The following is a 14079-nucleotide window of genomic DNA, read 5'->3' on the forward strand; positions in this document are numbered from 1 at the left end:
GTCACTTCTCCTGGCAAGCCTGGCGAAATACATCCTGAAAATGTTCTGCGGTATGGCTCCAGACCCGGGCCTTGCCCATCTGCGCGGCGTTGTCGGCCCACTGCCTGACCAGCTCCGGTGTTGCGCAGGCGCGGGCGAGGGCTTGCGCCAGCCCGTCGACATCGCCTTGCGGATAGATCATGCCGTTGCCATGCGAGACTTCTTCGGCAAACGAGCGCGCATCCGAAGTGATCACGCCACGTCCGCAGGCTACCGCCCAGGACAGCGCGCCGCTGGTGCCGCGCAGCTTGCCGAGAATCTTCAGTTTGCTCGACTCGCGATAGGGCAGAACCATCACGTGGTGGGCCTGGATCACCTGCGCAATCTGTTCGGCAGGCAGGTCCAGTTGCCAGTCGATCAGATCGACAAGGCCCAGTTGGCGGATGCGCAGTCGTAGTTGTTCCAGATAACTGCCGGACGGGCCAAAGGCCATTTCCGGCTCGCTGCCGCCGGCCAGGGTCAGGCGTACGGTCGAGCGCAGCGCAGGCTGGGCGGTGAATACGCTGGACAGCGCATCGAGCAGGTCCTCGATACCCTTGCCGCGATAAATGAAACCGAAATACAACAGACGCAAGGGATTCAACGGCGGTAACGGCATGGGGGCGATGTCGAGGTTGCCGTGATTGATGACGGCCATCTGCGCTGCCGTCAGCCCCATGCGCTGGCGCAGGCTCTGACTGCCTGCCTGGGTCAGGGTCACCAGCCGGGTCATGTGCCGCGCCAGCTGCCGTTCTTCATGCAGGCACAGCGGATCGGCCAGTACTGTGGCGATTTCCGGCAGCGGCGAGCGCATGCCGCTGACCATCGATAATGGCCACGGCAGTTTCTCGCGTCGCCAGACCAGGCGCTCGGGATCGTGCACGGTCGCGGTCAACGGCAGCCTCGGGAAACGCCGACGCAATGCGCGCAGGGCTTGAAACTCCGCCAGTCGACCGCCGCCCAGTTCGGCGTGGACCAGATCGATGCCGCTCCAGTCGGTTTCGGCCACCCGCTGTTGTGCAGCGCGGGGATCGTTGCCAACACCCTGCAGCGGTGTACTGACCTGCAGACCCAGGCCTTCAAGCGCATGCCGCAGATGTCCGGCGTAATCGGCGATGCCGTTCTGTTCGGGCGGCAGCGGCGCAAGCAACGCTATTCGCATCAGCCTCGGCTCCCGATCCGCTTGAGGAAATTCAGGACCTTTTCAGGCACTTCGAAGCGCCGACGGTTGATGATGATGCCGTCGACTTTCTTGAACGCGGTGTTGAGGTTGTTGAGCGTGTCTTCCAGCATCGGCACGGTGGTGTCCTGGGCGCGAACCACCAGCACGATCAGGTCAGCCTTGCGCAAGAGCACGAAGGCGTCCTGATTCGCCGAAAGCGCCGACGCATTGATCAGCACGATTTCGCCAGGACTGGCCGGGCCGCGGCCCTCGGTACGCACCCGATGGCCCTGTTCGATCAGCAGCGCGCTTAACCGCGCGATCACGAACGATACGCCAGCTCCGTACTTGACCGAGGTAAAACCGATGGTCAATCCGCGCTCTTCTACCTGATCAAGCGGCAGAATGCCGTACACCCGATGCAGATTCGAGGTGAACGCTGCACTGCGTTCCTGAGCACGTTCCAGGTCGGGGAGGCTGGTCCAGACCGGAACACCGAAGCTGCTCTCGATCTTGTCGCCGTCGTGAATGCGCTGATCCAGCAGGTAGAAGAAGTACAGCGCCACGGCACCGACCACAATACTCAGCGGGAATGCCAGAAACAGCATCAGCAGGCTTTTCGGGAATACCCGGCTGGGGTTGAAAGTCGCGTCCTCGACGGTCGCGATATTGCTGATCTGGCTGTTGTCGAGCTCACGGTCGATACGCGATTTTTCCAGGCTGTCCTTGTACAGCGCATAGCTTTTCTCCGCTGCATCGAGTTCGTTCTGCAGGCGCGACAGTTCCGGTTCCAGATTCAGCGCCTGCTGGCGGTCGCTTTCCAGCTGGGCAATCTGCGCATTCTGTTGGGCAAGCTGGGTTTGCAAGCGCGCGTAGCTGGTCTGCTGGTCGGCATACACATTCTGCATGCGGTTGTAGATGGGGTTGGGCGTGATGCTTTCGGAACGCTGCACGGTGGCGTCCTGTTCCTTGAGCAGTTTTTTGAGGTTATTGATTTCCTCGTTGATGGCCCGAATCGGTGGCGCCTCTTCCTTGAACGAGCGAAGCATTTCCTGGCGCTCGACTTCCTTGCCGTTGATGCGGTTCTGAAGGTCCTGACGATTGGGGTTGAGGGCCAGTTCACGGCCTGCAGAGACGGTCTTGGGTTGTTCTGCCAGTTGTTTTTTCAGCAGGTCCAGACCTGCCTTGGTCGAGGCAATCGAGCGGGTGGTGTTGTTGCGCTCGGTGCGCAGATCGTTGAGCCCCTGCGAAGTGTCGGCCAGACGCTGGGAAATACTGACCGCGCTCAACTGGTTCAGGTAGTTCTGAATTTGCTTCTTGTACTCGATGATGTTCGCACCGGTCGTCTTCACTTCCCCTTCGTAGAACGCGTACAGGCTGACACGGCCCAGCGTTTTGGTGCGCTGCGTCTGGTACTCGGTGATCCAGGTCTTGAGTACGGTCTGCGCGATTTCCGGGTCGTTCCAGGTAAATCTCAGCTCCATCACCGACGAGCCCGGTTCATGGCTGACCTTGAAGTTTTTCTCCAGATCCTCGGCCAGACGTTCGACCTGAGAGCGGTTTTCCACCAGCCCGATGAACTGCAGAACGTTGCGCACGCCGTTGACGAGCGCTCCGACTACGGTCTTGATGCCGTTCTTCACCGAGGCCAGAACGCCGGTTTCAGGTGGCACCATGGACAGTTCGGCGAGGTATTTTTCGGACACTGCACGCATGATCGGCCGCCCGCTGAGCATGCGCTCCTCGTCGAGCAGCGGATCGCGCAGGCCGCTCGGAATCACAATGGCCTGACGATCAGACAACTCGATCGGCACCGTGCTGCTGTCGCGGCCCGGCTTGACCAGCAGCAGGGCGGTGGACTCATAGCGGTTGGGGAGCAGAAACGCGCCCAGAAGAATGATGACGAAGGTCGCCAGCACGGTAATCCTGACTTCGCGCTGGAAGATGAAGAGCAGGCGCAGAAGGTCGCGGAATGAGCGGATGTTGATCATGTCTGTTTCCCTGACAATTAATTGTTGTTGCGCAGCTCGTAATTCATGCCCAGGCCGATCGACTTCGCGAAGGGGATCAACTGGTTGAAATACAGGGACACGCCGTCAACCTTGTTGCCGACCGACGATTTGGGAACGAACACGATATCGCCGCGTTTCAACAGGACCGGTGCGCTGGGGCCACCGGCGCCGCCGGCCCAGAGAAACTTGCTGTAATCGAAGAAGTAAGTCTTGTAGAGGCCGTTTTCTTCCTGACGCAGCAGGGCGACCTGACCGGCATCGGCGTCAAGCGCCACGCCGCCAGCGCCGACAATCGCCTGGTCAAGGTTGGTAGCGACGTTGACCGGCAAAGTGACCGAGTTGCGCACCGCGCCGCCGACAAACACGGTATTGCCCGGTGACTGGGAAATGTTGATGGTCAGCGCGGTCTCGCGGTAGACGTTCTGCAGCTTGCTTTCCAGCAGGTCGTTGAGTTGCTGGAGGGTCAGGCCTGCGGCCTTGACGGTGCCGATGTAAGGGTAGGAAAAGGTGCCGTCGTTGAGCACCTGAAACAGGGTCAGTTCATAGATGGAGTTGGCGGTGAACGCCGAAATCGAAGGCGCCTCGCCACTGTTGCGCACGATGCGCAGCGTGTCGCCGGGGCGGATCCGCTCCGGTGGCAGCGGCTTGCCTGCCAGCGCGCGCCCCGCCGCCTGACCGGCCTCGATTTGCGCACGGTCATCGGGCAGGCCCACCCTGGAAGGGGTATTGCACGCACTTAACAGCAATAAGCTGGCGATCAGCATCATGCTTTTCATTGGTCCTGAGCTCCTGTCATGCACAAATACGGCTCCCTTGCGGGTAATAAATTCATGTTGGCGGGTCATGCGTGTTCCGGGTGCTGTCAATTGCGTGCCGCGTGAATCAAGCGGCGCTTGCTGCTGCGCCGATCAGCTCTTCTCGGCCTTGTCGGGTACACGTCCATAAATGTCGGTAAAACGTACGATGTCGTCCTCGCCCAGGTACTCGCCGCTCTGCACCTCGATCATCACCAGATCGATGACGCCAGGATTGACCAGACGATGCGTGTGGCCCGGCTTGATGAAGGTCGATTCGTTGGTATCCAGCATGAACTCGCGCTCGCCGTTGGTGACGCGGGCCATGCCGCTGACCACGATCCAGTGTTCGCTGCGGTGATGGTGCATCTGCAACGACAGTGACGCCTGCGGGCGAACCACGATGCGCTTGATCTTGAAGCGCTTGCCCTCTTCGAGGACGGTGTAAGTGCCCCAGGGGCGTGTGACTGTGCGATGCAGGCGGTAGGCATCATGGCCCTGACGTTTGAGCTCCTGAGCGATGATCTTGACGTCCTGACTGCGGCGACCGTCGGCGATCAGCAAGGCGTCGGGGGTGTCGATGATGATCAGATTGTCGAGGCCGATAGCGCCTACCAGACGCTTGGGAGAGTCGATGTAGCAGTTGCTGACGTCGTGCAGCACGGTTTCGCCATTGCAGTAGTTGCCTTGAGCATCGCCGGGAGACAGTTCACGCACCGCCTGCCACGAGCCGATATCACTCCAGCCAAGCTGGCAGGGCACCACGGCGACTGTGTCGGAGCGTTCCATCAGCGCGTAATCGATGGAAATGTCCGGTGTCAGGGCAAACGACTCACTGTCCAGCTCGACTTGCAGCTCACGGTTGCCTTCCTTGCGCGGGCTGGATTCCAGGCATGCGCTGACGGCGCTCAAGACGTCCGGCGCATGCGTGCGCAGCTCGCGCAGCACGGCGTCGGCGCGCATGCAGAACATGCCGGCATTCCAGAAATGCTGACCACTGTCCAGATAGCCTTGGGCGGTGATCGCGTCGGGCTTTTCGACAAAACGGGCGACCTGACATGCGTCGGCATTCAGTGCCGGGCCTTTCTCGATGTAGCCGAAACCGGTTTCCGGCGCGGTCGGCAGGATGCCGAACGTCACCAGCCAGCCCTCTGCGGCCAGCTTCTGTGCAGCGCTCACTGCTCTGGAGAATTCCGCCACGTCGGTGATCAGGTGATCGGCAGGCAACACCAGCAGTTGCGCTTCGTCGCCATACAGTTGGCTGACGTGCAATGCCGCGGCGGCAACGGCAGCTGCTGTATTACGACCGAAGGGTTCGAGGATGAAATCCAGACGTGCATTGCCTTTGTTCAACTGGCGGTAGTCGTCCACCGTGCGGAAATACACTTCCCGGTTGGTGACGGTCAGCAGACGCTCGACGCCGGGCAGACCGACCGCACGCAGAAAGGTCTTCTGCAGCAGGCTTTGGCCGTCTGGCAGGCGCATGAACGGCTTGGGCATCGCTTCACGGGAAACCGGCCAAAGACGGGTGCCGGAGCCGTCGGCAATGATGCAGGGAATGAGCGTGCTCATCAGTAAGCCTCACGGGTGAATAGCACTGCAGGCACAGTGCGCATAAGGATGTAGAGGTCGAACCAGACGGACCAGTTTTCTATGTACTCAAGGTCGAACTCGACGCGTTTTTCGATTTTTTCAACGGTGTCGGTTTCGCCCCGATAGCCGTTGATCTGCGCCAGTCCGGTAATGCCTGGTTTGACGCGGTGCCGCGAGGTGTATTCCTTCACCGCCTGCTCGAACAGAATCCCGGCTGCCTTGGTCGCCGTGGCGTGCGGACGCGGTCCGACCATCGACATGCTGCCCGCCACCACGTTGAACAGCTGTGGCAGTTCATCCAGGCTGGTTTTGCGAATGAAGCGACCGACCCGCGTTATTCTGGCGTCACCGCGGGTGGTTTGCCGTTCGGCCGTTGCATCGGCCTGGTGCTGATGCATGGAGCGGAACTTGAACACTTCGATCAGGCGATTGTTGTACCCGTAGCGCTTCTGACGGAAAAACACCGGTCCTGGCGAATCGAGCTTGATCGCCAGCGCGACCAGCAGCATCAAAGGTGATAGCGCAAGAAGCGCCAGCGATGACAGCACGATGTCTTCAGCGCGTTTGATGAACGGCGACCAGCCACTGAGCGGCAGATCCGAGGCATTGAACATCGGCAGCCGGGCGACTTCGGTGATGCGGTTGTGGGTGTGCCGAAAGGCGATCATGTCCGGCACCAGCAATACGTTGACCGGTAGCCTGCGCAGTTCGCGGATGATGTAGTCCATGCGGTTTTCCGCTGTCCAGGGCAGGGCGACCAGCACTTGGGTCACTTTCTCTTCGCGGATCAGCCGCTCCAGATCGCTGGTATTGCCCAGCAGTGGCAGGTTGGCTACGGTCTTGGGCATGCGCCCGATACGGTCGTCGATAAAGCCGGTCACCCCCGAACGAATGTCCTGATGTTCAAGCAGGTATTCGGCGAGGCGCTGGCCATTCTCCGTCGCGCCAAGAATCACGGCGTGCTGCAGGAACACGCCCTTGCGCATCTGACGCTTGAACAGCATCAGCAGCAGCAGACGAATGATGCCGAACAGCGCAAGGCTGGTCAGGTACCAGATCAGCAGTTCTTCCGGCGGGAGGTAGCCGAACAGGCCCATTGCCTGCTGCATGAACAGCAACAGTCCGAAGGCGGCCGTCCAGGCCAGCGCCATCGCGCCCATGCGCAGATCGTTGCTGAACAGTGCTTCGGAATAGACGCCCATGGCCTGGAACACCAGCACCCCGACAAAGCCGAAAAACAGCAGCATGGTCAGGTAACCCTGCTGTGTTTCCGCTCCGCCATCCTTGATCAGCAGAATGATCACAAGGCCCGGCAGTATGCAGGCGATGCCGTGAGCCAGGCGAATGCCGAAAAGAAAGTATTCGACCAGGCTGGTGCGGGTCAGCGAAAGGCTGTCGACGGGCTGCAACCTCATGGAAATCCCTTACTCCCTGTGCGCGCCTGAATTCTGCTGACCCAGGACGTATTTCTATTTTTTGTAAGACCCGAGAGGTGTTTCTACGGGGACTGTGTCCAAGCGTAGCCAGTTACAGGTCGTGCTGATGAGGAATCCGGACCGTCTTTTGTGAATATCACTTTATATATGTCGTCCCTTACCGGATTTTATTTAAGCCTTTTCAATCATTTGTGAAGGAAATTTCCCTCAAGTGAGGGTACTGCTGTCAGTAAAGCTCATGAAACGAATAGTGACAGGACAAAAGTGCTTCAGCCCTGACGCAGGCGTTGATCCGGACAGCCCGTTGCGAGGTTCTCCCCAGTACCTGCGGGGGCAAGCGAGCTGTTGCAGAGGTGAAAAAAATTTCCGCAACGGATGGGCTTTTTCCGGCTGCCCGGGGTCAGAGTCATGCGTCGTGCGAAATGTATGCGGGCGCCGATTACACCAAGAGCGTCGCTCGCAGGTTTCAATTCGTAGGGTTCGGCAGAGGAGGTGTCATGACACAACGCAGGGCAATGCTCATTCTTCACGGTAAACAGGCACTCAACGAAGACGTGCGTGACGCGGTGGCAGACAAGCGCAAGCAGGGTTGGGAGCTGGACGTGCGACTGACGTGGGAAGCCGGCGATGCCCAGCGCCTGGTCGGCGAGGCCCTGGCCGCCGGTCATCGGCATATCGTCGCAGGTGGTGGCGACGGCACCTTGCGCGATATCGCCGAAGCCTTGGCAATGGCCGAAACCAAGGCCAGCCTGACTATTCTGCCGCTGGGGACTGCCAACGATTTTGCCCGTGCGGCTGGCGTGCCTCTGGAAGTCTCCAGGGCCCTGCAACTGATGGACGTGGCTCCGCGTGCCGTCGATCTGGGTGAGGTCGGCGGCAAGCTGTTCCTCAATATGGCGACCGGTGGGTTTGGCAGCCAGGTCACGGCCAGCACGTCCGAAGACCTGAAGAAAGTGCTGGGTGGCGCTGCCTACCTGTTTACCGGCCTGACCCGATTCAGCGAGCTGCATGCGGCCCACGGCGAGCTCACCGGGCCGGATTTTCACTGGCGCGGCGACCTGCTTGCACTGGGTATCGGCAATGGTCGGCAGGCGGGCGGTGGACACGAGCTGTGCCCGACCGCGCTGGCCGATGACGGTCTGCTCGACATCAGTATCCTGCCGGCGCCTCAGGAAGTGGTCGGCACGCTGAGGAGTCTTCTGGAAGGCGGGCTGGGCATCGACAATATGTTCGTTCGAGCGCGTTTGCCGTGGGTAGAACTCAAGTCCGCCCAGGGCCTGGATATCAATCTGGACGGTGAGCCGCTGTCGGGCGAGTACCTGCGTTTCGAGGCCCGGCCGGGGGCACTTCAGGTACACCTGCCAACCGATTCGCCGGTACTGAGCGGCGCACCTGAGCTCAATCGTCCAGACTGATAATCCGTTCGCGAACGCAGAACAGCACCAACCCGGCCACGTCGAATATCTGCAGGCGCTTCATGACCTGGGCACGGTGAGTCTCGATGGTCTTGACGCTGAGTCCCAGGCCATCGGCAATCTCGCGTGTGGACTTGCCGCGCACGATCAGGCGCAGGATTTCAAGTTGGCGAGCGGTCAGGCGATAACGCTCCTTCGCCGCCTGAGCCCGGTCCGAGGGTGTACCGCGCAATGCGCACTCGATGACCATCTGAGCAATGGCCGGGCTCAGGTAGCGCTCGTTGCTGCGCAGCGCCCCGAGTGCCTGTTCGAGTTCCGCAGCCGTAGTGTCCTTGAGCAGATAACCATGCGCGCCGATGTCGAGTGCACGCATGATCATGTCCGGATCATTCTGCATCGACAGGATCAATACCTTGCAGTGCGGTAGCACCTGCAGCAGGTGCTCGAGTGCATCCAGGCCGTCGACACTTTTCATGCAGATGTCGAGCAGGATGATGTCGGGCCTGAGCTGCTGCGCAAGGTTTGCCAATTGCGCGCCGTCAGTCGTTTCGCCCACGATGGTATATCCGGGCATGTCTGCAACCAGCGCTCGCACGCCGGCTCTGATAAGGGAGTGGTCGTCGACCAGTAACAGATTGCAGGTCATTGTGATTTCTTGTGCAAATGGGACCGCTCAAGCGCGTGTGCAGTCTCTGGTCATACGTGAAGACGATGTCAACAGCAGTAAAGACAATGAACGGAAAATGCTGCTGTGACAACGCTGCCTCAATGACATCGCGATACGATTCTCAACGGCCGGGCGTGATCGAGCGTTATTGGCGGGTTGCATCTTTCGGCAAGGCCGATTGCGCGGAGGCGCTGGCCAGTTTTTCCAGCAGTTCGAGCTGTTCGTGGTCGTCCATCGTCAATTCGCCGGTCAGCGGATCGAGAAGCTCGACTTGCCAATACATCAGCGTCAGGCAGTTCTTGACGGCCAGCAGGGCTTCCTGGGAAAGCTCGTTGGTCTGACTGCCGGTTTTCAACAACTGGCACAGCTGGCGGGAAAAATCGGCAATGCACGGCACAGGAACGGCCTCTGCCTCCTGCGCGAGCTTGCGCAGGGTTGTCAGCAGGCAGCCGGTAGCGTCCTCGTCGTTGGGGATCAGCTCCAGATGCGAAAGACATTCTTCCGACTTGTGCAAAAGTGCCTGAGACAGGCTCAGGAACTGGTCGTGCTTGTGCTGCCAATCGTTGTGGCTCAGCATCCTTTGTCTCCACTGATCATGGATAGCGAACTTCCGCCCGCGGCGAATGGCTGACAGTTAATGTCGATTTCAAACAAAAGTATGTAGGACGTTTCTGAATGTCGCCAGCGCCACTCGATTGCAGGGATTGGGACGCGGACACAAATCGAACGCCATTTATGTAGTGAGAATGCCGTCACAATAGTGGCAATTAGATGTCGATCATATCAGGTTATCCCTGATTGACTTTTTGCGGATATATGATTTTGCTCTGGGCGCAAAGAGGCGCCGAGGCATTTTCGGCGCGGGTTTGAAGCTGTATTTGTGTGTGTTGAAAGCGACATCAGTAAAGCATGATGGTAAAATGACATCAATGCTTGAGAGTGGCCGTTCATCGCCATTAAGGTCCGGCTGATTTCAGCCGATACAGGCTCAACAGAATCAACGCGACCATCGCTTCAGGAGCTAATAATGGCAGGCATTCTCGACACAGTAGATCAGCGCACACAACTGGTGGGCGAGAATCGCCTGGAAATCCTCATGTTTCGCCTTGCCGGTCGGCAGTTGTTTGCGATCAACGTGTTCAAGGTCCAGGAAGTATTGCAGCTACCCAAGCTGACCCTCATGCCGCAACGCCATTCGTTCGTGTGTGGTGTGGTCAACCTGCGCGGCCAGACCCTTCCGGTGATCGACCTCTCCCAGGCCATCGGCATGCGCCCACTGGTACCGGGTCCGGGCAGCACGATCATCGTCACCGAATACAACCGGTCGGTTCAGGCCTTTCTTGTTGGCGGTGTCGACCGTATCGTCAACATGAACTGGGATGCAATCATGCCACCGCCGGTCAGCGCAGGTCGTCAGCATTACCTGACCGCCATCAGCAAGGTCGATGATCAGCTCGTAGAGATCATCGACGTTGAAAAAGTGCTCGCCGAGATCGTGCCTTACAATGCCAAGGTATCCCGCGAGAAGCTTGAAGATCCGGTGCTGGAAAATGCCCGTGGTCGGGAAGTGTTGCTGGTCGACGATTCCAAGGTCGCGCTGGCGCAGTTGCGCGATACGCTGTCTCAGTTGGGCCTCAAGCTGCACGTCGCCAGCGACGGCCTCAAGGCGCTGAACATGCTCAAGGCCTGGGCTGACGCAGGCGAGAACGTGCACGAGAAGCTGCTGATGGTGTTCACCGATGCGGAAATGCCGGAAATGGACGGCTACCGTCTGACCACTGAGATTCGCAACGATGCACGCCTGCGCGGTCTGTACATCGTCCTGCATACTTCGTTGTCCGGCAGCTTCAACGAATCGATGGTCAAGAAGGTCGGCTGTGACAACTTCCTCTCCAAGTTCCAGCCCGACAAGCTGGTCGAGGTCGTGCGCGAACGTCTTTTGATGATTGTCTGACACCGCGCTCGATTCTTCATCGCGAGTGCTGCCGGCTCCGGCTTCGGATAAGCTTTGCTGTCTGCATCAAAGCTTATCCAGCCCCCAAAGGAATCGGCGCACATGTTACGTCTCAGCTCGCTCTATCGTTTCCCCCTCAAATCCTGCAAGGCCGAGCCGATGCAGCGCGCCTCGTTCGATGCGTTGGGGTTGGCGGGCGATCGACGCTGGATGCTGGTCGACGCCAGTAATGGCCGATTCTTCACTCAGCGCGCCCTGCCGCACATGTCCCGACTGTCGGTATTGTGGAACGCCAGCGGTGGTGTAACCCTTTCGGCACCTGGCTTCGAGCCTCTGGACGTCGCGATTCCGCTGGATATCGACTCTAATTTGCGTGGCGTGACCGTCTGGCGTGACTCGCTGCAGGTTCCGGATGCGGGTGATGAGGCCGGCGAATGGGTCAGCCGGTTTATCGGCAAGCCCACGCGCATGGTCTACCTGCCAGCGGAGCGTGCGCGCTGGATCCCTGGCGGCTACCAGACGGTCAACGACCGGGTGAGCTTTGCCGATGGTTTTCCATTGCTGCTGATCGGCCAGGGATCGCTCGATGACCTGTCAGCGCGCATGGGCAGGCCGATGGAAATGCTGCGTTTCAGACCCAATCTGGTGATCGAAGGGGCCGAGGCCTTTGCCGAGGATGGCTGGAAACGCATCCGTATCGGCGACATCGAGTTCCAGTTGCTCACGCCTTGCGCACGCTGCATCCTGACCACTGTCGACCCGGCAACCGGCGAGCGCAGTGCAGATCGCGAACCGTTTGCCACGCTCAAGACTTATCGGGAAGTGGAAGGCAACGTGCTGTTCGGTCAGAACGTGGTCAACGAGGGGTTGGGCGAGCTTGAAGTGGGCATGTCCGTCGAAGTGCTGGAGTAGGGGCGGGCAGCGCTATTGTCCGGCAGGAGTGCTGTGCGCAGCACTCCTGCCGACACCGGTCACTGGTCGTCGAAAAACCGTTCGTGCCAGTCCACCAGAGGCTGCGGCGAGTTGAGCTTCTGGCCGTAGATCACCGAGTACGACAATACGTTTTGCACGTACTGACGGGTTTCATCGAACGGAATGCTCTCTACCCAGACATCGAAGGCCAGATGATTGGCACCTTTAAGCCATTGGCGCACGCGCCCCGGGCCTGCGTTGTAGGCCGCTGAGGCGAGCACCCGGTTGCCGTTGAACTGCGCATGCACCGAGCTCAGGTAGGCGGCGCCCAACTGGATGTTGGTGTCCGGGTCGAGCACCTGCTGAGGCGAGGCCAGCGGGATGCTGTACTTGCGCGCGGTCTCCTTGGCGGTGGCAGGCATCAATTGCATCAGCCCGCTGGCACCGACGCCCGAGCGGGCATCATCCATGAAGGCGCTTTCCTGACGCGTGATGGCGAACACCCAGCTCGAATGCAGGCCGCGCACCTTGGCTTCGCGTACCAGCGTGCCGCGGTGCGCCATCGGGAAGCGAATATCCAGATCGTCCCAGTATTGCGCCTGGCTGATGGTGCGGATTGCCGGGAAATACCACTGCATGTCGTAGGCCAGCTTGGCCTGGGCCACCATCTCGTCACGATTGAAAAGGCGGCTCACGTGATACCACTCACGCCGACCGTTGACGATCTCGCCGCGATCATGAAACTCCAGTGCGCGACGCACGCCCGGCGTGTTGCGTACCTTGTTGATCAGCGCCTGGCTCAGCACCAGCGGCTTATTGTTGAGCTGGTACGGGCTCTGGGTGCGATCGGCAGCCAGAAAGCCGTAGAAGTCACGCTCCTTGGCGACATCCTTGTACAGCGCAGCAATCAGCGGGCTGTTGGGTTGCGCCAGTTCCAGAGAGCGGGCTTCCCAGTAACGCCAGCGATTGGTCGCCGCCAGATCCTTGGGCAGCCGCCTCGCGAGCTCATAGGCGTCTTCCCAGCGACCCAAGCGCAGCAACAGGCGCAGGCGCCATTCGGTCACGGTGTCGTCACGCAATTCGGGGTCATATTTGGTCATGACCTCCAGTGCGCGGTCGTCATAACGACGCGCCAGGGTCAGGCCGATTTCCTTGGCAATCTCGACCTGCTCTTCGCGGGAGAAATGCATGGTCACGGCGTAGCCATCGAGCATCGACAGGGCTTTCTGCGGGTCCTGCTTGGCGAGCCGACGCAGGCCGAGACCGACCACGTCGGACATCGCTTCGTCTACCGGGGCAAATTGCGACGGGTTGTTGACCATCTCCGGTTTCTGCGCGACAGCCAGTAGCAGGCGTCCTTGCGGTGCCAGCGAGTTGAGGCTGTCCACCAGCGTGCTGGCCAGACTGTAATTACGCGTCTGCGCCGCCAGCTTGGCGCGCTGCCAGCGCTTCTGTTCGGTCAGCTGGCCGGCGGCCGCCCACTGGGCAAAGAAACCGTCACAGGCTGCGGGTAATGTCTTGCCGGTCATCCAGAGCTTTTCAGCACTGGCGAAGCCTTCGGCGCGTTTGTTGTTGTTCAATTGGTACTGCCCGTACAGGCAGTCCAGCTCGACGAACTTCATTTTCGGGTCGTAATACTTGACGAAGGTTTGCCAGTCGCCACGCTCGGCCAGCCAGCGCAACCAGCGCAGCTTCATCCAGTTGGCTTGCGGCAGGTCGCCGTGCTCGGCAAGGAACTTCTCGATTTCGGGATTGCTTGCCGTTTTCAGGCGCGCCGTCAGTTCGTCGTATTCGAGGTAAGGCTCCAGCGGATAGTCGGCCAGGGCTGTGGCGTACATCTGGTAGGGGCCGGAATCGCCCTTGGCCAGTGCGCGCTTTGCTTCGTCGTAATACTTGCGTTGTTGGTTGAGGTCTACCGCATGAGCAGTCTGGACGGCGGTGGTGGAGAGGAGCAGGCACGATAAAAAGCTGAACAAACGACTGCGCATGAGACTTCCGAGCAGATGAGTCGGTGAAAAGTATTGCTAGCTTAGCCTTTTGCCAGCTCTTGGTGAAAGCATTGCCGACGAGCTTGTCTCATATGGAAATAATTGGCGGTCATAAAGTCTTGTCGAGG

At 59.6% G+C, this 14079-nt stretch carries 11 protein-coding genes; 3 read left to right on the plus strand and 8 right to left on the minus strand.

The annotated features are described in order from the left end of the window. Position 1: 1 nt before the first annotated feature. The 5 genes from PCPL58_RS12405 to PCPL58_RS12425 all read right to left on the minus strand — a co-directional run bounded on the left by PCPL58_RS12405 (position 2) and on the right by PCPL58_RS12425 (position 6994). Complete coding sequence (locus PCPL58_RS12405) at positions 2-1180, minus strand: glycosyltransferase (RefSeq protein ID WP_003370466.1); 1179 nt, start codon at positions 1178-1180, stop codon at positions 2-4. Further along, a complete protein-coding gene (locus tag PCPL58_RS12410; RefSeq protein WP_003436332.1) occupies positions 1180-3171 on the minus strand; it encodes a GumC family protein in 1992 nt (663 codons plus the stop codon). The genes PCPL58_RS12405 and PCPL58_RS12410 overlap by 1 nt, the downstream gene beginning before the upstream one ends. Before the next feature lie 17 nt (positions 3172-3188). Further along, entirely contained in the window at positions 3189-3968 is a 780-nt protein-coding gene (locus tag PCPL58_RS12415; protein ID WP_003370469.1) for a polysaccharide biosynthesis/export family protein, read from the minus strand. Positions 3969-4100: 132 nt separating this feature from the next. Further along, complete coding sequence (locus PCPL58_RS12420) at positions 4101-5558, minus strand: mannose-1-phosphate guanylyltransferase/mannose-6-phosphate isomerase (protein WP_065349518.1); 1458 nt, start codon at positions 5556-5558, stop codon at positions 4101-4103. Further along, entirely contained in the window at positions 5558-6994 is a 1437-nt protein-coding gene (locus tag PCPL58_RS12425) for an undecaprenyl-phosphate glucose phosphotransferase (RefSeq protein ID WP_003370475.1), read from the minus strand. Before PCPL58_RS12425 ends, PCPL58_RS12420 begins: the two co-directional genes overlap by 1 nt. Positions 6995-7512: 518 nt before the next feature. Here PCPL58_RS12425 and yegS point away from each other — a divergent pair. Next, a complete protein-coding gene (gene yegS, locus PCPL58_RS12430; RefSeq protein ID WP_003436337.1) occupies positions 7513-8430 on the plus strand; it encodes a lipid kinase YegS in 918 nt (305 codons plus the stop codon). Here yegS and PCPL58_RS12435 read toward each other — a convergent pair. Further along, positions 8414-9076: a response regulator gene (locus PCPL58_RS12435; RefSeq protein ID WP_065349519.1), complete on the minus strand. Its 663-nt coding sequence runs from the start codon at positions 9074-9076 to the stop codon at positions 8414-8416. The two genes, yegS and PCPL58_RS12435, sit on opposite strands and share 17 nt — an antisense overlap. 166 nt (positions 9077-9242) lie before the next feature. Continuing rightward, positions 9243-9674: a hypothetical protein gene (locus PCPL58_RS12440; protein WP_003370480.1), complete on the minus strand. Its 432-nt coding sequence runs from the start codon at positions 9672-9674 to the stop codon at positions 9243-9245. Between the two features lie 450 nt (positions 9675-10124). Between PCPL58_RS12440 and PCPL58_RS12445 the strand changes: the two genes are divergently transcribed. Together PCPL58_RS12445 and PCPL58_RS12450 are read left to right on the plus strand one after the other, a co-directional pair. Then, on the plus strand, positions 10125-11051 hold the full coding sequence (locus PCPL58_RS12445; RefSeq protein ID WP_003315817.1) for a chemotaxis protein CheV: 927 nt from the start codon (positions 10125-10127) through the stop codon (positions 11049-11051). Positions 11052-11153: 102 nt separating this feature from the next. Further along, positions 11154-11963: an MOSC domain-containing protein gene (locus tag PCPL58_RS12450; protein WP_065349520.1), complete on the plus strand. Its 810-nt coding sequence runs from the start codon at positions 11154-11156 to the stop codon at positions 11961-11963. 59 nt (positions 11964-12022) lie between these two features. Here the strand turns inward: PCPL58_RS12450 and PCPL58_RS12455 are convergent, their stop codons facing one another. Next, positions 12023-13951 carry a transglycosylase SLT domain-containing protein gene (locus PCPL58_RS12455; RefSeq protein WP_065349521.1) on the minus strand — a complete coding sequence of 643 codons (1929 nt, stop codon included), beginning with the start codon at positions 13949-13951 and terminating at the stop codon, positions 12023-12025. Positions 13952-14079 lie beyond the last annotated feature (128 nt).

It is taken from the genome of Pseudomonas cerasi (assembly GCF_900074915.1).
In the GTDB taxonomy this organism is placed as follows: domain Bacteria; phylum Pseudomonadota; class Gammaproteobacteria; order Pseudomonadales; family Pseudomonadaceae; genus Aquipseudomonas; species Aquipseudomonas cerasi.

Excerpts from the sequence above, each read along its gene's own strand:
- PCPL58_RS12405 (WP_003370466.1), bottom strand. The coding sequence starts at position 1,180 with ATGCGAATAGCGTTGCTTGCGCCGCTGCCGCCCGAACAGAACGGCATC.
- PCPL58_RS12410 (WP_003436332.1), bottom strand. The coding sequence starts at position 3,171 with ATGATCAACATCCGCTCATTCCGCGACCTTCTGCGCCTGCTCTTCATC.
- PCPL58_RS12415 (WP_003370469.1), bottom strand. The coding sequence starts at position 3,968 with ATGAAAAGCATGATGCTGATCGCCAGCTTATTGCTGTTAAGTGCGTGC.
- PCPL58_RS12420 (WP_065349518.1), bottom strand. The coding sequence starts at position 5,558 with ATGAGCACGCTCATTCCCTGCATCATTGCCGACGGCTCCGGCACCCGT.
- PCPL58_RS12425 (WP_003370475.1), bottom strand. The coding sequence starts at position 6,994 with ATGAGGTTGCAGCCCGTCGACAGCCTTTCGCTGACCCGCACCAGCCTG.
- yegS (WP_003436337.1), top strand. The coding sequence starts at position 7,513 with ATGACACAACGCAGGGCAATGCTCATTCTTCACGGTAAACAGGCACTC.
- PCPL58_RS12435 (WP_065349519.1), bottom strand. The coding sequence starts at position 9,076 with ATGACCTGCAATCTGTTACTGGTCGACGACCACTCCCTTATCAGAGCC.
- PCPL58_RS12440 (WP_003370480.1), bottom strand. The coding sequence starts at position 9,674 with ATGCTGAGCCACAACGATTGGCAGCACAAGCACGACCAGTTCCTGAGC.
- PCPL58_RS12445 (WP_003315817.1), top strand. The coding sequence starts at position 10,125 with ATGGCAGGCATTCTCGACACAGTAGATCAGCGCACACAACTGGTGGGC.
- PCPL58_RS12450 (WP_065349520.1), top strand. The coding sequence starts at position 11,154 with ATGTTACGTCTCAGCTCGCTCTATCGTTTCCCCCTCAAATCCTGCAAG.
- PCPL58_RS12455 (WP_065349521.1), bottom strand. The coding sequence starts at position 13,951 with ATGCGCAGTCGTTTGTTCAGCTTTTTATCGTGCCTGCTCCTCTCCACC.